14 protein-coding genes and 1 tRNA gene are annotated in these 20,742 nt (G+C 41.0%); 3 read left to right on the forward strand and 12 right to left on the reverse strand.

From position 1 onward, the window contains the following. Positions 1-51: 51 nt before the first annotated feature. The 3 genes from PCIT_RS02760 to PCIT_RS02770 all read right to left on the reverse strand — a co-directional run bounded on the left by PCIT_RS02760 (position 52) and on the right by PCIT_RS02770 (position 4,453). On the reverse strand, positions 52-2,670 hold the full coding sequence (locus tag PCIT_RS02760; protein ID WP_052023330.1) for a polysaccharide biosynthesis/export family protein: 2,619 nt from the start codon (positions 2,668-2,670) through the stop codon (positions 52-54). Between the two features lie 169 nt (positions 2,671-2,839). After that, positions 2,840-3,616, reverse strand: coding sequence for a DUF481 domain-containing protein (locus tag PCIT_RS02765; RefSeq protein ID WP_010361421.1), 777 nt, complete (start codon positions 3,614-3,616; stop codon positions 2,840-2,842). Between the two features lie 18 nt (positions 3,617-3,634). Further along, positions 3,635-4,453 carry a mechanosensitive ion channel family protein gene (locus PCIT_RS02770; RefSeq protein ID WP_010361420.1) on the reverse strand — a complete coding sequence of 273 codons (819 nt, stop codon included), beginning with the start codon at positions 4,451-4,453 and terminating at the stop codon, positions 3,635-3,637. Positions 4,454-4,632: 179 nt separating this feature from the next. Here PCIT_RS02770 and PCIT_RS02775 point away from each other — a divergent pair. Together PCIT_RS02775 and PCIT_RS02780 are read left to right on the forward strand one after the other, a co-directional pair. Then, a tRNA-His gene (locus tag PCIT_RS02775) sits at positions 4,633-4,708 on the forward strand. A 483-nt stretch (positions 4,709-5,191) separates the two neighbouring features. After that, on the forward strand, positions 5,192-5,353 hold the full coding sequence (locus tag PCIT_RS02780) for a hypothetical protein (protein ID WP_157592884.1): 162 nt from the start codon (positions 5,192-5,194) through the stop codon (positions 5,351-5,353). Positions 5,354-5,833: 480 nt separating this feature from the next. Here PCIT_RS02780 and nagP read toward each other — a convergent pair whose 3' ends face one another. The 5 genes from nagP to secA all read right to left on the reverse strand — a co-directional run bounded on the left by nagP (position 5,834) and on the right by secA (position 15,550). Further along, the gene (nagP, locus tag PCIT_RS02785) at positions 5,834-7,135 is read right to left on the reverse strand and encodes an N-acetylglucosamine MFS transporter NagP (protein WP_010361419.1); all 1,302 of its coding nucleotides are present in this window, start codon (positions 7,133-7,135) and stop codon (positions 5,834-5,836) included. Positions 7,136-7,398: 263 nt separating this feature from the next. After that, positions 7,399-9,978 (reverse strand): family 20 glycosylhydrolase, encoded by a 2,580-nt coding sequence (locus PCIT_RS02790; RefSeq protein WP_010361418.1) that lies wholly within the window; start codon positions 9,976-9,978, stop codon positions 7,399-7,401. A gap of 215 nt (positions 9,979-10,193) precedes the next feature. After that, positions 10,194-12,263, reverse strand: coding sequence for a M13 family metallopeptidase (locus PCIT_RS02795; RefSeq protein WP_010361417.1), 2,070 nt, complete (start codon positions 12,261-12,263; stop codon positions 10,194-10,196). Between the two features lie 118 nt (positions 12,264-12,381). Beyond that, complete coding sequence (mutT, locus tag PCIT_RS02800; protein WP_010361416.1) at positions 12,382-12,774, reverse strand: 8-oxo-dGTP diphosphatase MutT; 393 nt, start codon at positions 12,772-12,774, stop codon at positions 12,382-12,384. Positions 12,775-12,841: 67 nt separating this feature from the next. Beyond that, positions 12,842-15,550 (reverse strand): preprotein translocase subunit SecA, encoded by a 2,709-nt coding sequence (gene secA, locus PCIT_RS02805; RefSeq protein ID WP_010361415.1) that lies wholly within the window; start codon positions 15,548-15,550, stop codon positions 12,842-12,844. A 403-nt stretch (positions 15,551-15,953) separates the two neighbouring features. Here secA and PCIT_RS02810 point away from each other — a divergent pair, with 403 nt between their 5' ends. Then, positions 15,954-16,448 carry a DUF721 domain-containing protein gene (locus PCIT_RS02810; protein WP_040698036.1) on the forward strand — a complete coding sequence of 165 codons (495 nt, stop codon included), beginning with the start codon at positions 15,954-15,956 and terminating at the stop codon, positions 16,446-16,448. Positions 16,449-16,482: 34 nt separating this feature from the next. Here the strand turns inward: PCIT_RS02810 and lpxC are convergent, their stop codons facing one another. From lpxC to PCIT_RS02830, 4 genes are all read right to left on the reverse strand, one after another. Beyond that, positions 16,483-17,394 carry a UDP-3-O-acyl-N-acetylglucosamine deacetylase gene (gene lpxC / locus PCIT_RS02815; RefSeq protein ID WP_010361413.1) on the reverse strand — a complete coding sequence of 304 codons (912 nt, stop codon included), beginning with the start codon at positions 17,392-17,394 and terminating at the stop codon, positions 16,483-16,485. Positions 17,395-17,478: 84 nt separating this feature from the next. Then, the gene (ftsZ, locus tag PCIT_RS02820; protein ID WP_010361412.1) at positions 17,479-18,711 is read right to left on the reverse strand and encodes a cell division protein FtsZ; all 1,233 of its coding nucleotides are present in this window, start codon (positions 18,709-18,711) and stop codon (positions 17,479-17,481) included. Between the two features lie 21 nt (positions 18,712-18,732). Continuing rightward, complete coding sequence (gene ftsA / locus PCIT_RS02825; RefSeq protein ID WP_010361411.1) at positions 18,733-19,965, reverse strand: cell division protein FtsA; 1,233 nt, start codon at positions 19,963-19,965, stop codon at positions 18,733-18,735. After that, complete coding sequence (locus PCIT_RS02830) at positions 19,962-20,741, reverse strand: cell division protein FtsQ/DivIB (RefSeq protein WP_010361410.1); 780 nt, start codon at positions 20,739-20,741, stop codon at positions 19,962-19,964. The genes ftsA and PCIT_RS02830 overlap by 4 nt, the downstream gene beginning before the upstream one ends. Between the last annotated feature and the right edge of the window lies 1 nt (position 20,742).

Genomic DNA, 20,742 nt, shown 5'->3' on the forward strand with positions numbered 1-20,742 from the left:
AGAAGGGGCCTATAGCCCCTCACCTATATACGTATAAAATATAAGCGGCATCTATTTATTCAATGTCGCAATGGATGCTGCAGCTAGGCCGAGCTGATAAATGATCTGAGTCGCCGTGCTCCATAAGGTTAAGCTATCCAAGTGTTGAGAATCCAATGGTACAACAATCGTATCACCAGGCGAAAGTTGGTTGCTTTCTTGATTTACAGCAAACCAAGAGCCACTGTCATTAGGTAATTCAACCGAACCGTTTGCCTTAATAATATAGATCCTATCTTCATCCGCTTTTTGCTTAAAACCACCACTGGCTTTAATGTAATTGCTAACATCTTTGTTCGCGTCATATATATGCGTTGATGCAAGGTTTACTTCACCAATTACACTGACAGAATCTTGAATTGCTGGTATATAAAGCGCATCCTGCCCTTCAAGTTGTAAACTCTGCGAAGATGGATTATCCAAATCAATCACAAGCCTGCCAACCGCTTCTATTTTTGAAAGATCTTTTAATATTTGATCAAGATCTTCATACGGTAATTCTGCACTGCTTGTTTTGCTCACTTGCTGAAAACTGTTTGTCACAATGTCTCGTCTTAACTCTTGTGTTAACCTTTGTATTTGTGACTTTTCTTTTCGCTTTATTGACTCTCGTGTAAAGATCGCAGCTTCTTTATGAGCAAACTCACTAAAGCCGCCAGCACGTTTGACTAAGCTCTCTAACGTTTCACCTCTTTGAATTGTGTAAGTACCTGGGAACATAACTTCACCAACAACTTCAACTTCTAGCTTTTCATGCCAATTCGGTTTTGGAAAGATATTGACCGTATCTTTACTCTGCAATGTATGTTCTAGCGCCTGTAACTCATCACGAGCACTAAACTGAATATGCTCTACTTGCTTTAAATTATCAGCATGAACACGGGTTAGTTCTACTTTATCCAGATATGCCGACTCCAAGAAACCACCACCAGCCTCTATGGACATCGCAAAGTTGGCATTTTTAGGTAAAGGATAGACCCCAGGGAATTTAACTCGACCGTTTACTGCAAACAGCTTTGCTGGAGCAGATGCAGTCGCTTGCTTTTGTAATTTAGCAACTATCGGTTTTAAAAGATTATGACGGCTAAAAACAGCATATTCATCTTCTTCAATTTCGTCATCTTCCTCGAATAATGCATTAATACTACTGATGAACTCCTCTTCTTCTTCAGAAAAGTCAAACTCATCATCCTCTTTCACACCGATAAATTTAAGAAATTCGCCACGCTCATACTGTTCCCATAAAAGGATATTTTCTTTTAATTTCAATTGTTCTTGATTGTACGCTAAACTTTGTAACGTCGACTCTTCATCCGCTTTTAAATCATAGCGACTAAATACAATAACAGTATCATTGCTCTGTAATATTACGTTAGATTTTTTAGTAACTAAGGCGTCCTCTGGAGAAAACTGTAGAACTTCAATATCCCCCTCTAAGTTTACCTCACGAACAATTAATGCATATGAAAAGTCGGCAATCGGCAATATGTCATCTCTTGGACTTGTAAAGACATCACGAATTGTTTTACCTTCATGCCACTCATAATTACCAGGGCTTGTTACTGCACCAATTAAAGTAATGGTGTTTTTCATTCTCTGTGAAGCCGTATTCACAACAATTTCATCGCCATTCATTGGCTTATATTGCGTTTCCCCATTAAAGTTTACATTTAATGTTACGCGTGACCCTGAACCATTAAACCGAGAAACAACAACTTTAGACTTATTCGCACTCGCTTTAAACCCACCAGACATTGCAATGACGCTTAGCGCATCATCTTTCTCAACCAATTCAAAGATTGCTTTACGTGTCACTTCACCTCTAATTTTAATTTTTTTCGCTGCTGGAGGAATAAATACCACATCACCTGGTTTTAAACTGACATCTTTAGAACTATCACCAAATAATAATAAATCATAGAGATCAAACGTTGTTACTTTTTTACCAGCACGCTTAACTTGAATTTTTCGTAAAGATCCTAGCTCGTTAACACCGCCGGCAACAAATAAAGCATGTGTCACGGTAGCCAAAGGGGATACTGTATAGCTGCCAGGCTTATATGCTTCACCCACAACCATTATGCGCATCGCATTGAGTTGCCCCATGCTTACAAAAGCACGAACACCTATCATCTCTTCTGATACTTTACTTTTAATAAATTCTTTTAACTCTCGAAATGACATCCCCACGACATGCACTGGTGGCAATCCCGGAATAACTAATCGACCTTCTCGGTCTACTTTTACCTCATGCTCTTCACTGGTTTTGCCGTACAAATTAATTTTAACGTCATCACCAACCCCAATGAGATAAGTATCTGGGATCGCGGCAAGTTCGGTAGGAATAAACGTAGTCGGCTCACCTTCAAATAGCTCATAACCAAATGGCTTTAATTCATCTTCTTTTGGCTTAAACTTTTCTTCTAATTCATCCGCTTCAATTTCTTCTTTACTTCGCGGCTCAATCGTGGATTCAGGAAGCTCAATATTTTGATCATCGCTTTGTTTTCCTTTCAAATCCTTTAAATTAAAGCCATATTTTTTTGCAAGCGCCTCTTGCTGGGCTTTTGGTAGCTTTTTGAACTGCTCCATTTGCTGGGCGCTCGGAGTCGCAGCCACAGCTTCTTCCATGTTTATATAAATTAATGAAAATAACAGCGTCGCAACAACGACTAATTTACTGAACTTCACAAATATACCCTTATAAATTAAGTGCGTGAGTTAACCGACGCATCATACCGTATTTTCACGATAAAAAAAATGGGGCCAACGGCCCCATTTATGTGTGAAATTGTAATAATTAAAAGCTATAAACTAAGGTCAGTGACGTTTCTGTATCGGTATTTTCTTTACTATCATCAACGTCTGAATTATGGATGATGTTATAGGCAACCTTCATCTGTAAAGAGCCGTTTATCTTAGTTAGCAACGCAGACTCCGAAATACTCTTCGTATTCGTGCTACCGGTTTCTACCGCAAATAATTGAGTAAACTTTGCATTATCTGAAATTTGCCAATCGTAATTTGCTTTAGCTACGCCTACAAATTCACTTTCAGACTGGCCTTCGATCAAATTGCCTTCATCATCTGTAGTATCTTTGCCGTACTCAAACCACTTCATACCTGGACCGATTTCAAAGCTCAAATTCATGTCATCACTATCAAGTAATGTGAGACCGTAACCAACAGATGCCAGTGCTTCGTTACGGTATGCACCAAAATAGTCTGACACATAAGAACCAAGCACAAATAAATGACTGCCTTCAGTGCCTAACTTGTCGTTACCTTGTAACGACAGTCCATACTTTTCATTTGTACGTTTGTCTATTTTACGGCCGTCACTTTCAATTTCATCTTCTTTATAGATGCCATTTACTTTGTATTCATTGTGCCAATTTTCTAAGTGGTGCTTCGCTTTCAATCCACCTTTTAGTGTCGTAGTCTCAGTGTTACCACTGGTAATAATTGCACCTACTTCACTGGTCACATCCCATGTTTTTTGCTCTTTTGTATCTGCAGCTTGCGCAGATGTCACAATAGCCGCACAAACACACATAGATAACAATTTAACTTTCATTACTAAATAACCTTACTATTAAGAATCTTTATGAAGATGAACATCCATTTGCGGAAATGGAATGGCAATACCTGCATCATCAAGGGCGAGTTTAATATTTTCCACCAAGCTAAAATACGTTGGCCAATAATCAGATGTATTAACCCAAGGGCGCACTACAAAATTAACACTTGAATCGGCAAGTTCTGAAACTGCGACAGTGTATGCTGGGGTCTTTAACAATCGCGACTCTTGATCTAATACCTGTTGTAGCACTTGCTTAGTTTGTTTTAAATCAGCTTCGTAACTCACACCAATCACTAAATCAATGCGACGTGTTTTTTCTCTTGAATAGTTTACAATTGCGCCAGACATGATCGCAGAATTAGGCATGATGATCACTTTGTTATCTGGTGTACGTAACTCAGTTGAGAATATCTCTATCTTTTCAACACTACCAGATTTTCCGCCAGCCTCAATAAAATCCCCAGACTTAAACGGGCGCAGCATAATGATTAATACGCCTGAAGCAAAATTAGACAATGAACCTTGTAATGCTAGGCCTACTGCTAAACCGGCAGCACCCAAAATAGCAACAAACGAAGTGGTTTGTATGCCGACTTGGGAAAGCGCCATCAATATGGTGGCAGCAAAGACTAGGGCATAAATTATATTGGCAACAAAGCCACCAACGGCTTTGTCGATATTACGTTTTGAGAAGGCTTTTTCAGTCAGCCCTGCACAGAACTTAGCAACTTTCACACCGATTAATAGAATGATAATTGCGAGAATGATTTGAACTCCATAATGTAATAACACATCGGAATTCTCATTTACCCAGTTGATGATGGTGTCCATAGAGCCTCCTTGAGAGCGCTTATAATAGTTTTGGTGGATCATACATAGCCTATATGAATATTTGCTGTATGGGATGACTTTTTTGGTTTTTTCCTTTTTTGGAAAAAAATGCATTTTTCTCTTTGCAAGACTCAAAATATTATGTATTATGCGCGCCACACCAAACGAGGTGTGTTGTGGCGGCTGTAGCTCAGTTGGTAGAGCCCTGGATTGTGATTCCGGTTGTCGTGGGTTCGAGCCCCATCAGTCGCCCCATCTTCCCCCTTTGTTTGAAGTCTACTTTATTGAACTTCAAATCTAGAACTATATCTCTATCTTTCAGTAATAAATCTAGTAGTAAGTATTGACTAAACTTCAAAAAACGTTGATTTAATTATTTTTATTTTTCACATTTTCATACACCAGTACTCTAATATGCACACAGCAGGCTTGTATGCTTGGTTCGCGTACCCCGTTGTATACAACTAGCAACGCCTCACTAAGCAAAGCACAATGAACTTCCAACCTATACTAGAATATCACTTCTGTATTTTACATAGCATTCAGTAAGCATCGAACATCCTCATAAGAAAGCCATATTGCTATAAATCAGTACTTATTCCCCCGAAAAATAACTGAGCTAGCAAAACACAGGTGTTCGAAATACCTAATATGAGTCGGCATAGAGTAAATAAATGGATAGCGCGAGAGAGCTGGATCCTGACCTGCGTCAGGAAGACAAAAGTGAGGTACTTGAAAATGGAAGGGTTAAAAGTGGTGAGCATAGTTACTCCAGCCCCTGACCTATGTCAGGAAGAGAAAAGCAAGGTACTTGAAGGTGGTGAGCTTAATTGTCTAGTTCATCTCCTACGCAGGAAAGATAAGCAAGTGATTACAGCCAACTTAAGTGGTTTAGCATAAGAATAAGCACCTCTAGATAACGGTATCATTTAATTGAAACTCCACTAATCCCCTCGGCCCAAATAACAGTACCATCTACCGGTTCTGCTTTCACGGTCCATAACCTATTACACCCGACTTGCTTAACTTAACCTCATATCAACAAAAATAGATACAAGGCACTGATTAATCGCTACTTTAAGGGATTTAATGACACTGTTTGATAGCTACAGTCAAACTTGAAATACATAGATAGCATCTCAAAAGCCTACGCTTAAAGCATTGGACTACCATGTGGTTTTAATTAATATATTGGGAATAAAGCTGTGATAGGTAAAAATTTCACCGCCGGCAATTTGATCGTTTTTCTTATGTAAAAGTAACCACAATCGTTGCTTTAACAAAACCGATCCACATATGTCGTTTATTTTCACAAAAAAAATGCCACCTAAAAGGTGGCATTACACACGGGATTATTTCTATTTACAGATAGAAATTCAGTTATTTCCAGCTCGTCATTTTATGACCTTTAAGAGCATAGAATAAAATAAATAGGTAACTAGGTATCATTAAGCTATACGCGCCTTGAGCGCCTAAGCCTGCGACATTACCTAGACCAATCAATAACGGACCTAACGCACCACCGGCAATACCCATAATAAGTAAACCAGAAGCCGTACCAGTCAAACGACCTAGTCCATTTAACGCTAATGGCCAAATAGCAGGCCAAACCATCGCGTTGGCAAAACCAAGTAATGCGATACACAATAGCGGATCTGGTAATTGAGGTCCACCAAATGGTACAAGTAATATGTTAGAAATTGCAAATGACTCGTTACTTCCCGTAACGACCGCCAATACTGTAACGATACCTGCGATCCCAGACATAACCAATGCATTTTGTTGCGACATGAAACGTGGAATAAGTGCAATACCGATAGCATAACCAATAAGCATACATGCCATAGTATAAGAAGTCATCACAGAGTAATCAGCAATACCAAGCTGCAATGCATAAGAACCGATGGTATCGGCAGCGATAACTTCAACCGCAACATACAACGCGATACCAATAACACCCAGTACTAAATGAGGATGGCTCAATGCTTCTTTTAATTCACCTTTGCCATTACCGGCAGACTCTTCAAAAACTAAATCAGGAAGAGGGGCAATTTTAGCAAAAACAGCAAATAGAAATATAAGACCAGCAACACCGATGTACGGCATAATCAAGCTATTTGCCATTGCATCTTTTTGCTCTTGAGATAGTTGTGCACCAGGCTCTACTACACCACTGACAACAACCGCAGCAAAAATAATTGGTACAATTACACCCGCAGACTTGTTAAGTAGTCCCATAATACATACACGAACTGCTGCTGACTTTTCTGAACCCATTTTAACAACGTACGGGTTAACGGCTGTTTGTAAGATAGTTTGCCCAACACCAATCATTAACTGCGCGAACAAGAATATCTCGATCATTTGCAGCTTTGCCGCTGGAATATACATAAGCGCGGATGCAGCCATCACGATACACCCAAGCGCCATACCATTTTTATAACCAACCCGCTTAATTAGCATAGCCGAAGGAATACCCGCGACAGTTACAGCAATATAAAAAGAGGAAATGATGAAAGACGCCTGTAATGGCGTTAGTTCAAGCATTTGCTGTAAAAATGGGGTTATCGCACCATTAAGCCAGGTAATACACCCTAGAATAAAAAACATTGACCCAGCGAGCACCATAGGGAGCCAGATACTCTGCTTCACTTTATCTTCAATTTCCACTGTCGCTTCCATAAGTTTCTTCTTGTTGCTAATTAATATACTACAGGTCCGCTTTGCAGCAGACCTAGGAATAAGATCAGAATGATTTCTGTATAATTATTGAGCATCAATATATTTAACGTGCCAAATTGATGCAATTTTAGGCCACCATTAAAAATGACAGCGCTGACATTTAACTTTACGTTAAAATTTAACTTTTGACTAGCTAGAATTTAACCAGTTAGTTCACTAAAAAAGGACCAAGCGGCCCTTTTTTAGTTTATATTAACTTAAATTTAGTTTAACTCTGTGATTCTACTTGTATTTTCATCTCCAGAGCGAGTTCTTAATAACACTGGTACGTTATTGTCTACACTGATCGGATCTGCATAATTTACCCAAGTAACCCCTTTATCTAAGCTATATTCGATATCTAAATGAGGAAATGCACTGTTAGCATAAACCTTATTACCTTTTCGAACGGCACCAGGTACAGGTAGATTTACGTCAACACCCGCTGAAATCAACTTCGGAACTTCTTTTACCGCTAAAGCGGCAGAAAAGCTTTGCCAATCCTTCGCAAAAGGTTTCTCTGCTATTTGATTCCCTTCCCAACTTGCTTTGTGCCAAGCTCGTTCTGCAACAGATAAAATTCGAGGGAAAATCATCGCTAATACTTGTTCTTCCGTACGAATGGTTTCACTCCATACTTGCCCTTGCATACCCAGAATATTTTCAGGCTTTTCAAGCTTAGGCATCGCTCTACCTACGAGGGCTTCTAGATTCACAATCGGCTCTCGTGTACGGGTAAAATCAGCGTTTGCGTATACGTCATCCGGCATATAGCTAAATGCTTTCTTTGTATCAATGTATCGTGTCGCCCAATAGTAACCACGCTCTTCTGGATGAGCTTCGTAAGGGTGATCAAAGTACAGGTGTGTACCGTGTGACAAAATAACCTGATAACCATCATTTGCTAATCGATAAGCACGGTCAGCAACCCCCCATTCCCAAATGTTATCCCATACGTTTGCTGTAAAAGTTTGATTCGGGAATTCATCTCGTTTAAATGGATTCACTTTGTCATACATTAAGCCATCTTCCCAAGCACCTGGGGAGATCCCGCGTTTAGCAAATATATGTGCGACTTTTTGAGTAAAATAAGGCTTTAAATCGGCAGCCCCAGCAATGCCATTATTGGCATCGGTAAAAAGTACATCGCATGCTGGTGATTGTGTCCATGAGCCACTACCCACTTCATCTCCACCAAAGTGTAAATTAGTCAATCGAGTGCCTGCATCTCGGTACATCGCTTGCAGCTCGTAAGTTACTTTTTCAATAAAGGCATACGTTGAGTCTAAACAGACATTAAATGAATTATCAGTGTAATTTTGCACCGTGATGTATTTTGATTCATCTTTTGGATCTGTCAGTAAGTATGCTTTAGCTTCGTCAAGTTTGCCCTGTGCTTTTAATTTATTATAACGCGCTTCCATTGATTTAATTGCAGCACGCGCGTGACCTGGGCCTTCAATTTCAGGAATGATCTGAATATGGCGGGCATTAGCAAACTTAAGTAACTCAACAAAATCTTCTCGTGATAAATATCCATTACCTGAACCAGACTTAAATGGCCCAGTTCCTAGCTGAGTTAACAGGCAGCGTTGTTCTTCTAAATCAAAGCACCGATGAGCACCAATATCGGTTAACTCGGGTAAGCCTGGGATCTCAACACGCCACCCTTCATCATCTGAAAAGTGCCAATGAAACTTGTTCAGTTTATAACGCGCCATCTGTTCTACTAATTTAAACAGTGCATCTTTACCATGATAATTACGCGCGTTGTCATAGTGCATGCCACGCCATACAAACCTTGGCGTATCTTCAATTTCAACATTAGGAACAGTGATGGTATTTTTGCTGCCTGCTGGGAAGAGCGCTAATAAGCTTTGAATACCGTAAAACACGCCAGCATTATCGCTACCAATGATCTCGATTTTATCATCATCTATTTCTAGCTGATAACTTTCAGCAGCACCGTCAGCCAAGCTTTCGTCTACTTTTAAGTAAATAGTCGGGGCTTTAGAGGCTTTAATATGGTCGGCTTTACTCTCTAGCTCTAACCCATAATCGGCTAAATCAGTTTTAAAAACAGCTACCTCAGAGGTTAAACGCCCTGCAAAACGCAACTCCCACGTTGAATCTAGCACTGCGCTGCCACGATTAAAGTCTACTTTTTGTGGTTGAGGTATAATACGTTTTAACGCATCTTCTTTTGTTGTCTTCACCGAGGATAAGTTTCTTTCATAGCGCAGCTCAGCCGATGCTAACTTCGTCTTATCAACCGGATCATTATATCGTCTGAGCTGGTTTTCTCGCTCAAATGGCGCAATGTATTGCTTGAAATCTTCAGTGTCTGTATTTGCAAAAATAGCAGGAGTATTCTGCTGTGAGACCATAAATGCACGTGGCATAAAGTCACTATATGCTGCAACCCAAGCACCTGCCTCAAATTCAACCTTAATGCTCTCGCCAACTGCTAATCCAGCAAAGTCGTCATTGGGAACAAAGCGGTGTAGATCACCATTAATATGTTCAATGGAAAAACCTGCCGCAGATTTAGTATGAATTTTTCGTACTGAGTGTATATAAATTTGCCAATCTGACTTACCTTTACCTAACGCAATATCCGAATCATTCGTCAAAGTCATTGATGCAATTAGACTTGAAGCACCATTATGAAAGTTATCTTCTGCGGTAAATACAAGTTTTGTGCCTTGGGTAAAAGAGTCTAATTGAGATTGTGATAAGTTAGCGTTGGCGAACAACGGCGTCGTCATCAATAGACTCGCTAGCACGTGTTGCTTAAAGGTCATAAGTTTGCTCCTTGGTAAACGCCTTTGCACTCATGATTTGATATAAAACTATGAACTTAAAGGGCTCAGTCACTATTAACATTAGCTTCATCATATAAAAACAAAAATGACAGCGCTATCAATATTTACTGAACTAACAATTTATTAAGATGAATTTAAAAAAAAGCCTACTTAACAGTAGGCTATATAAATTAAATTTTATTAAAACCGTCAACCTACCAAATTTTCACCCGCTCTGTAGGCTCAAGATACATTTCATCTCCCGGCTTAACATCGAATGCTTTGTAAAATTCAGGCATATTTGGGAGCACCCCAATAACACGATAATGGCTCGGAGAATGCGAATCCGTCATTAGCCTTGAACGGAGTTCTTCTTCTCTATATTGACGGCGCCATATTTGTGCCCAGCCCATAAAAAAGCGCTGCTCCCCAGTGTAACCATCAATCACTGGCGAAGCTTTACCGGCTAAAGCTAACTGATATGCTTTATACGATACAGTCAAACCACCCAAGTCACCTATATTCTCACCTAATGTCAAATCACCGTTGACATGGGCATCTTCGAACGGTTTAAACTGCGCATATTGTGCGATAAGTTTATTGCCACGCTTTTCAAACTGACTTAAATCAGACTCGCTCCACCAATTTCGAAGATTTCCTTCACCGTCATATTTCGCACCTTGATCATCAAATCCATGCCCGAGTTCATGACCTATTACAGCTCCAATGGCACCATAGTTAACGGCATCATCGGCTTCAAGGTTGAAAAATGGGGGTTGCAAAATAGCAGCAGGAAAAACAATTTCGTTATTGACAGGGTTGTAGTAAGCATTGACTGTTTGCGGTGTCATAAACCACTCAGAACGGTCTACTGGTTTGCCAATTTTAGCTGCCATATCAGCATAAGCCCACTCAGAATAGCGCACATAATTTCCAAGTAAATCATCGGCATCAATATTCAATTGAGAATAATCTCGCCATTTCTCTGGGTAGCCAATCTTAGGCGTAAATTTACTTAACTTATCCTTAGCTGCTACTTTTGTTTCTGCGCTCATCCATTCAAGGTCGTCTATCGCATGGTCAAAGCCCTTAATTACGTTATTAACTAACTCCGTCATGCGTGCTTTGGCTTCAGGGGGAAAGTAAGTTTCTACATAGATTTTACCAAGCAGCTCACCCAGTACTTCATTGCTGGCATCTACCGCTTTTTTCCATGTGGGTGCTTGTGTCTGCACACCGCGTAATGTTTTACCAAAAAAATTAAACTTCAGATCAACCATCTCTTTGTTTAGTAACGCGGCATGGTTGTTTACAAAGTGGAAAGTAAGGTACTGTTGCCATGTAGTCAATGAACTCTCATCAACAACTTGTGATAACTGCTCAATATACGATGGCTGGTTTACAACCAACTCACTCACCTTTAAACCTGCAGTTGAGAAATAGGCTTGAAGATCAAATGCGGGGATCAAGGCATTTGCATCATTTAACGACAGTTTATTGTAGCTTTTAGTGGCATCACGACTTTCTACTCTCGACCACTGTGCCGTCGCAATTGCCGTTTCTAGTTTTAGGATGCGCGCGGAAGCTGCTTTAGGCTTTTGTTCACCGGTACGAAGTAACACTTGCTCTATATATTGCACGTACTGTGCTCTAATATTGGCAAATTTGTCACTGTCTTTTAAATAATAATCACGGTCAGGTAACCCTAAGCCACTTTGATATAAATAGAGCGCATTCTCGCTAGAGTTCTTCGCGTCATTATTTACATACCAAGCAAAAGGGTTGGTGCCGCCTTGAAGTAATAACTTGGCCATGACTCTCGGCAACTGAGCTTTATCTGTCAGTGCATTCACTGGCGCTAAATAAGACTTCAATGGTGCGAGAGCTAATTCCTCTCTTGCCATTTCGTCAAGATAGCTACTATAGAAATCGGCAAGCTTACGTTCATCATCCGTTTGCTCTACAGAGGTATTCTCAACGGCATTGTCTAAAACTGCTCGAAGCGCTTTCTGAGACTCATCATACAAAGCAGTAAATGAGCCATAGTTCGATTTATCAGCTGGTATTTCTGTCGTTTTAAGCCAGTTACCATTTACATGATAATAAAAGTCATCTTGCGCGCGTACCGACTTATCTATATTAGCTAATTCAATACCAGAATTGAGCGCTGGTTGCGGTTGTTCAACCACGGTTTTTGATGTGTTATTTTCCACAGGGGGCTCACTACAGCCGCTCAAACCTAATGCGAGCGCAACACCAAGCGCCGTTAACGAGGCATTTTTCATAAAACCATTCCATTTAACATTTTTATTCATAATAAACCCCAGCACTCATAATAAACAACCGACTCATTGTAAATACCAGCTATCAGTCGCAAAAAATATAGGTTCGTCAGCGTTTATTCTAAATTGTACTGTGGAGCCGACTGATAATTTCTTGATTTGCTTCTGGAAAGTCATAATTGGTCAATTCGTGAATATCCACCCACTGGCAAACTTGTGACTCTAACCCTTTCGCTTCGCCGGTGAAGTCTTCGACTATATGCACCATCAATCGTACGGACTTATCAATATAGTCATGCTCTATCACTTGTAGTTCAATAGAGCTTACTACATCAATATTAACTTCTTCTTTTAACTCTCTCTTTAGCGCATCAAATACCGTTTCACCGGCTTCAATTTTACCACCAGGAAATTCCCATAAACCGCCTTGGTGTTGCGCATCATGACGCTTACTTATAAATATTTGATTGTTTGCTTTTATAACCCCAACAGCAACTTCAACGACTTTTTTCATTCTAAAAATTCTCCGATAAAAAAAGCGACTCAAGAGTCGCTTTTTCATAAAACAAAAATGTTTATGGCTACTTTAATTTACCACAACATTGTTTAAACTTTTTCCCTGATTTACAAGGACATGCTTCGTTTCTGCCGACCTTAACATCAGTTCTTGCAGCGACAGTAACACCTTCTGGTACTTCGCCACCAACTTGTTCAGCTTCAGCATGCTGGTACTCTTTAGGCGCTTGCTCACTGCGACGATGCTGCTGTTCTACTTTCTCAACATCTTCTTCAGCACGTACCTGAACTTTACTTAAAATACCTACTACGTCTACTTTCAAGTTTTCAAGCATTTCAGAGAATAACTCAAATGACTCACGCTTATATTCTTGCTTCGGGTTTTTCTGTGCATAACCACGTAAATGGATACCTTGACGCAAATGGTCCATCGCAGCTAAATGATCTTTCCAGTGCTGGTCAAGGCTTTGTAGCATGATTGCCTTTTCAAACTGACGTAACACATCTGGGCCAACCATCTGCTCTTTATCTTTATAAGATTGCTCTACTTCTTCATTAATACGGTCGCGCAGCTTCTCTTCGTATAGTTTTTCATCATCAGCTAACCACTTTTCAATCGGCAGCTCGATAAGGAAGTCACCTTTAATACGCTCTTCCAAACCTTTGATATCCCACATTTCAGCAAGACTCTGCGGTGGAATAAACTGATCAATGGTGCCATTAAGCACATCGCTACGAATAGCATTAATGGTTTCTGAAATATCGCCTTCTTCAAGCAATTCATTACGCTGCTCATACACAACACGACGTTGATCATTCGCCACATCATCATATTCAAGTAATTGCTTACGAATATCAAAGTTACGTGCTTCAACTTTACGCTGTGCGTTTTCAATTGCACGGTTTACCCAAGGGTGCTCGATTGCTTCACCACGCTGCATCCCCAGTTTACGCATCATGTTTGTCATGCGTTCACCAGCGAAAATACGCATCAGCGCATCATCCATTGATAAATAGAAGCGGCTTGAACCTGCATCACCTTGACGACCCGAGCGGCCTCGAAGCTGATTATCGATACGGCGTGACTCATGACGCTCAGTACCAATTATATGTAAACCGCCAGCGGCCAATACAGCATCGTGCGTTTCTTGCCACTTGCTTTTCACCTCAGCAATTTTTTCTTCTGATGGATTGTCTAATTTAGCAAGATCACTCTGCCAATTACCACCGAGTACAATATCGGTACCACGACCAGCCATGTTGGTTGCAATAGTCACTTTACCCGGTAAACCCGCATCTGCAACAATATCGGCTTCTTGTTCATGGAACTTCGCGTTTAGAACATTATGCTCAATTTTTTCTTTGCGTAAAAAGTGCGATAAGTATTCTGAACTTTCAATCGACACCGTACCAACAAGAACCGGTTGACCGCGTTCCTGACATCCTTTGATATCTTCAAGAATGGCTTCAAACTTTTCTTCTTGAGTTAAATAAACCAAATCCGCTCTATCGTCACGAACCATCGGTTTGTTTGTAGGAATAACAACCGTGTCTAAACCATAAATTGATTGGAATTCGAATGCTTCAGTATCAGCGGTACCTGTCATCCCAGCTAGCTTGTCATAAATTCTGAAGTAATTCTGGAATGTAATCGATGCTAATGTCTGGTTTTCGTTTTGAATACGAACACCTTCTTTCGCCTCTACAGCTTGGTGTAACCCTTCCGACCAACGACGCCCTTCCATTGTACGACCGGTATGCTCATCAACAATAATGACTTCATTGTCTTTGACTACATAATCAACGTCTTTTTGGTAGAGTTTGTGCGCACGAAGTGCGGCGTAAACATGGCTTAATAATGTGATACTGGCTGCTGAATAAAGTGAGTCACCTTCTTCTATAAGCTTATGCTCAAGTAATAGCTCTTCAACGTTTAATTGACCACGCTCAGTAAGGTGAACTTGTTTTGACTTTTCATCAATTGTGAAATCGCCATCACCTTCAACACCTTCCTCATCTTCTTTGTCTTGTAAAATAAGAGAAGGGACAATTTTATTAATTTGCGTGTACAGCGCAGAGCTGTCTTCCGCTGGGCCTGAAATAATCAGTGGTGTACGTGCTTCATCAATCAAAATTGAATCCACTTCATCCACGACTGCATAGTATAGAGGGCGTTGAACTCGCTCTTCTATGCTAAATGCCATATTGTCACGTAAGTAATCAAAACCAAACTCATTGTTGGTTCCGTATGTGATATCAGCCTTGTAAGCTTGCTTTTTCTGCTCAGGCATCATACCTGGCACGTTGCAGCCCACACTCAAGCCTAAAAACTCGAATAATGAGCGATTGGTTTCTGCATCACGTTTCGCTAAGTAATCGTTTACCGTAATTACGTGAACGCCCTTACCCGTTAAACCGTTAAGATAAGCAGGTAATGTTGCGGTGAGTGTTTTACCTTCACCAGTACGCATTTCAGAAATACGGCCTTGGTGAAGGACAATACCACCTATCATTTGCACATCAAAATGGCGCATTTTGTAAACACGTTTCGATGCTTCACGCACTGTTGCAAATGCTTCAGGTAAAATATCATCTAAACTCGTGCCTTGCTCGAAACGCGTTCTGAACTCCGCTGTTTTAGCTTTTAGTTGTTCGTCGGTCAGAGCTGCGTATTGCTCTTCCAAGGCATTAATTAAAGCAACTGTCTTTCTTAAGTTTTTAATAGTGCGGTCATTGCGACTACCAAAAATCTTGGTAAAAATATTAGCTATCATGTTAAAACCGTTTTCACTCTATTGATGGCTGACCTTACCTATGCATATACGTCATTGGGTACTGAGGTCGCACTGCTTCCTGTCGGCAACAAATGCTTAATTGCGTTTGCTCTATGCCAAATTCAATTTATTACCCCTATCATACCAGACTCTACGTTGCTGCAAACCATTGAAGTCAAAACAGCGAGGTTTTCCTGATAAAAAGCGGTTTTACGTAAACCAACGTTGCGATTTTTATTTGCAACAAATACCCAATGTAGCAACAAATTGAAACATTATCGAGATTAACCTTAGATATGGTGATAATAAGCGATAAATCAAGCTTCCTTGTCTATTTAACTGTTGTTCACTTTAAGGCGCCGCTATACTGATGAGTGTGTTGGTAAACTTTGAACGAATAACAATGGCAAAGAATCGGTATGCCCCAAAGCAGCTCAATGAGTTAATGGGCAAGTGGTCAAATAAAATGGTGAGCTATACCGAGAAATCGCAAGCAATGGCTCAATGGCAAAAGTGTTTAGAAAAAGCAGTAGGGCCAGTCTTAATTAAGAAGTGCCGAGTAGGTAACTATCGTGAAGGCACATTAGTTATCGAGGCTGCATCAGCCACTCTTGCGACCCGACTAAACTTTTTAAAAATGGAGATTTTATCTCAGTTTAGAGCTGCGGGAATGATAGAGTGCGCACAAGTAAAAGTCGTCACCAACCCCGAAGCACAACAGCGACTATCCCCTAAAAGAGATAGCCTATCTTCCCCAACACAACAAACTGAAGGTAGAGTCATGAGTGACCAAACGGCTCAGCAGCTAACTGAAATCGCGGGGAATGCTCCCCCTAGCTTGCAAGCCAAATTATTAAAATTAGCTAAACACGCACAAAAAAATAAGCAAAAAAAATGACGCTATCGCGTCATTTCTTTGAATCTTTAGCAGTTCATGCTGTAGTAACTTCCATACCTGGCGCTGGCATATTAATTGGCTCTTCAAATGTAGCCCATTCCCATGCAGTATCTGACGCCATGATTTCACGTAATAGTTTATTATTCAGGCCATGACCCGACTTATAACACGTGATTTTTCCTAAAATGTTATGACCTGCCATAAACATATCACCCACACAATCGAGTATTTTGTGCTTCACAAACTCATCAGGATAGCGTAATCCATTTGGGTTTAATACTTTATACTCATCTAACACAACGGCGTTATCCATGCTTCCACCTAGTGCTAGGTTATTAGCATGCATGTACTCAATGTCTTTCATAAACCCAAATGTACGCGCTCTACTAATTTCTTCAGTAAAACTTTGCGCGGTAATATCAAGTCCTATGCGCTGACGGCTATCATTAATTGCAGGGTGATCAAATGCGATTTCGAAGTCAATGTGAAAACCATCGTAAGGTGTAATTTCAGCCCACTTATCACCGTCTTCAATACGCACCTTTTCTTTGATGCGAATAAAGCGTTTCGCAACGTTTTGCTCTTTAATGCCGCCTTTTTGTAATAAATAAATGAACGGTAATGCACTCCCGTCCATTATTGGCACTTCTGCACTGTCTAATTCTACTACTAGGTTATCAATACCTAGTGCAGCAACAGCCGCAATCAGATGCTCTGTAGTCGAAAGACGAATACCATCTTTATTTGTTAAACATGTACATAATTGCGTGTCACCAACAGCATCAGGCGTGGTTTCAAAGTCCACTACAGGGTCAAGATCAACACGACGAAATACCACTCCGGTATTTTCGCTCGCGGGTCGGAGAGTGATCGTAACCTTTTCACCCTTGTGAAGCCCTACACCCGTTGCCTTAACAACTTCAGCAATTGTACGTTGTTTAATCATAGCTTCGCCTACTTCAAATTACACTTAGGCGGCGGATTGTATCACAGATACGACCACCTGCCAATTGTTTAATTAATAGCCAGTTTAGTCTGACTGCTTACGTAAGAATGCGGGAATATCAAAATAGTCCCCCTTCTCTTTTTCCTGTTCAGTTGGTTTAGATGCTACCTGGCTCTCCGGCGCTGGAACATTTACCGTTTGTGCAGTGTTCACTGTGCTAGGTGTACTTTCTTGCGCCGGCTCAGATTGAGTAAAGCTCGGAACAAACATCCCCGCAGATTGACTTGCAGCTGTACTCGTTGTGTCACCACCAGCTGCTTTTTTGAAGCCATTATCCACAATGCCAAACTGAGGACGACGTTCGCCACCCAAACCCGTTGCAACAACGGTCACGCGCAGTTCATCACTCATTTCTGGGTCAATAACCGCACCAACAACAACCGTTGCATTTTCTGATGCAAGGGCTTTTACATGGTTACCCACGATTTCAAACTCTTCGATGGTAATATCCATACCTGCTGTGATATTAACCAAAATACCTTTTGCACCAGTTAAATCAACATCTTCTAATAACGGGCTTGAAATGGCCGCTTCAGCCGCTTCTTGAGCACGATCTGGACCCGACGCAGAAGCCGTTCCCATCATCGCAGTGCCCATCGCTGACATTACTGTTCTTACGTCTGCGAAATCCACATTGATCAATCCTGAACGAGTTATTAATTCGGCAATACCTTGAACTGCACCGTAAAGTACGTCATTTGCCTTTGCAAAGGCATCTAATAATGTAGTGCCTTTCCCTAATACTTTCAGTAATTTATTGTTTGGAATTGTAATAAGTGAATCTACAATTTCTGACAATTCACCAATACCTTGATCGGCTGCAGCCATACGCTTTTTGCCTTCAAGATCAAAAGGTCTAGTCACAACAGCAACCGTTAAAATACCAAGCTCTTTTGCTACGCGCGCGACAACAGGTGCAGCACCTGTACCTGTACCACCGCCCATACCCGCAGCAATAAAGATCATATCAGCACCTTCCAATGCTGTTTTAATCGTTTCAATATCTTCTTCAGCAGACTTACGACCAACCTCTGGGTTTGCGCCAGCACCTAAGCCTGAAGTGATCTGTGTACCAAGCTGTACGGTGATATCAGCCGATGATTTGCGTAACGCTTGTGCATCCGTATTCGCAGCAACAAAGCGCACACCTTCAATTTCTTGCTTAACCATGTGTTCAACGGCATTGCCACCACCGCCACCAACACCAATGACTTTAATAACAGCTTCTTCGCTGTGTTGTTCCATTATATCAAACATCTTTCACTCTCCGACTTGAGCTTAAAACTCGCCTTGGAACCATTTCGTAACGCGGTTCCACCAATTTCCTTCCGACTCTGATTTCGACTTCTGTGCATTCATCGACTGCAGAGTACGGCCATATTGTAACAAACCTACCGCGGTTGCGTATGCAGGATCGTTCACATAATCTGTTAATCCAGTAATTCCAATGGGTTTTCCCACTCTTACTGGCATTTGGCAAATATCTTCGGCCACTTCTAGCGCGCCGGCCATTTTACCACTCCCTCCGGTTATAACCAGTCCAGCAGCAATTTGATCTTCAAACCCTGAACGACGTATTTCTTCCAATGTCAGCTCAAGTAACTCTCTATAACGGGGCTCTACAACTTCTGAAAGCGTATGGCGCGACATTAACCTGGCTGGTCGACCACCAACACTCGGCACTTCAATGGTTTCCTCACTACTTGCCATCTGACTACTTGCACATGCATATTGTACTTTCAGTGATTCAGCATGGGATATCGGCGTACGGAATATTTTTGCAATATCACCTGTCACTTGGTTACCTGCCACAGGGATCACAGCAGAGTGGCGCAATGCTCCATTTAAGTAGATAGCAATATCCATAGTGCCACCGCCAATATCAACAACGGCAACCCCTAATTCTTTTTCATCTTCAGTGAGCACAGAGTAGCAAGATGCTAATGCACTAAACGTCAACTGATCAACATTAAGGCCACAGCGCTCCACACACTTTTCGATATTCTTTGCCATATCGTTTGAACAAGTGATGATATGGGCTTTTGCCTCCATTCTCACACCGCTCATACCAAGTGGGTTCTTAATGCCCTCTTGCATATCAATGCTATATTCTTGCGGTAATGAGTGCAGCATTTTACGTTCAGCAGAAATGGGCACCGAACGCGCGATATGGATCACATTAGCTATGTCATCATCTGTTACTTCAGAGTTATTTATCGCCACTACGCCACTTTCGTTTTGGCATTGGATATGTTTGCCCGATATACCAAGATACACAGAACTAATACGACAATCTGCCATCAGTTCAGCTTCATCAATTGCACGACGAATTGACTCAGAAACCAAGTTCAAATCATTCACGCCACCTTTGTCCATGCCGTGAGAGACTTGGTTACCGACACCCACAATACTAAGCTGATTATCTGCGGTGATCTCACCCACGGTTGCTACCACTTTAGAGGTACCAACATCGAGCCCTATCACTAAGTTTCTTTCTGCTGACTTCGTCATGCTTTACTCTTATTTTGTTGTGCTTCAACTTGCGGATATTTCCAGCTCACCGCAAGCCCTGTGTCGTAGCGTAAATCTATCACGTCAATTAACGCACCTTCCGGTCTTTGCATTTGCGGATACACATCAATAAAACGCTGTACTCGCTTTGCTTTTTCTTCGCGCCCTAAATTTAAGCGCACACCATTATCTAACCACAATTGCCATGCAAAACGCTCTGATAAGGCCAAACTCACTAAATGAAACTGATTGACTTCCAGCATCGCTTTTAACTGTAAAAATGTTTGCCACGCCTCAGTCTCACTGCCTTCTGGGCCGTACAATTGCGGCAATTTACTGGCTAAGCTTTCATTTGGCGCTTGAAAAACTTCACCTTCTTCGTTCAACAATAAGTCGCTATTCCATATTGCCACTGGCTGGTGTTCAACCACATATACATGCAGTTGATCTGGCCACTGCTTGCGCACTGATACACTCGCAATCCAAGGCAACGACAGAACCGACTGCTGAACAGCTTTTACATCAAGCTCAAAATAGCTACTTAAATCAACTCGTTTAATAGCCGATATAATTTCATTTTCACTACTGTAATGAGGTTGACCTAATACAGTTAACTTTTTTAACTGAGCATCTTTGTGTTCTACCAGCCAATCACTGACCCAAAATGTGCTCTTTGTTAGCGATATAATGACAGCGATGAAAAAACCAACACCAAATATAAAAGACCAATTGCATCTTTGATTGAGTATTTTGACTTTTTCAAAAAACGCACGCATC

The sequence above is a fragment of the Pseudoalteromonas citrea genome (assembly GCF_000238375.3).
Taxonomy (GTDB): Bacteria; Pseudomonadota; Gammaproteobacteria; order Enterobacterales; family Alteromonadaceae; genus Pseudoalteromonas; species Pseudoalteromonas citrea.

Bases quoted from the DNA above. Each gene is read 5' to 3' on its own strand.
- PCIT_RS02830 (WP_010361410.1), bottom strand. From the start codon at position 20,741: ATGCGTGCGTTTTTTGAAAAAGTCAAAATACTCAATCAAAGATGCAAT.
- PCIT_RS02780 (WP_157592884.1), top strand. From the start codon at position 5,192: ATGGAAGGGTTAAAAGTGGTGAGCATAGTTACTCCAGCCCCTGACCTA.
- PCIT_RS02760 (WP_052023330.1), bottom strand. From the start codon at position 2,670: ATGGAAGAAGCTGTGGCTGCGACTCCGAGCGCCCAGCAAATGGAGCAG.
- ftsZ (WP_010361412.1), bottom strand. From the start codon at position 18,711: ATGTTTGATATAATGGAACAACACAGCGAAGAAGCTGTTATTAAAGTC.
- PCIT_RS02790 (WP_010361418.1), bottom strand. From the start codon at position 9,978: ATGACCTTTAAGCAACACGTGCTAGCGAGTCTATTGATGACGACGCCG.
- nagP (WP_010361419.1), bottom strand. From the start codon at position 7,135: ATGGAAGCGACAGTGGAAATTGAAGATAAAGTGAAGCAGAGTATCTGG.
- PCIT_RS02770 (WP_010361420.1), bottom strand. From the start codon at position 4,453: ATGGACACCATCATCAACTGGGTAAATGAGAATTCCGATGTGTTATTA.
- PCIT_RS02795 (WP_010361417.1), bottom strand. From the start codon at position 12,263: ATGAAAAATGCCTCGTTAACGGCGCTTGGTGTTGCGCTCGCATTAGGT.
- secA (WP_010361415.1), bottom strand. From the start codon at position 15,550: ATGATAGCTAATATTTTTACCAAGATTTTTGGTAGTCGCAATGACCGC.
- ftsA (WP_010361411.1), bottom strand. From the start codon at position 19,965: ATGACGAAGTCAGCAGAAAGAAACTTAGTGATAGGGCTCGATGTTGGT.
- PCIT_RS02765 (WP_010361421.1), bottom strand. From the start codon at position 3,616: ATGAAAGTTAAATTGTTATCTATGTGTGTTTGTGCGGCTATTGTGACA.
- lpxC (WP_010361413.1), bottom strand. From the start codon at position 17,394: ATGATTAAACAACGTACAATTGCTGAAGTTGTTAAGGCAACGGGTGTA.
- mutT (WP_010361416.1), bottom strand. From the start codon at position 12,774: ATGAAAAAAGTCGTTGAAGTTGCTGTTGGGGTTATAAAAGCAAACAAT.
- PCIT_RS02810 (WP_040698036.1), top strand. From the start codon at position 15,954: ATGGCAAAGAATCGGTATGCCCCAAAGCAGCTCAATGAGTTAATGGGC.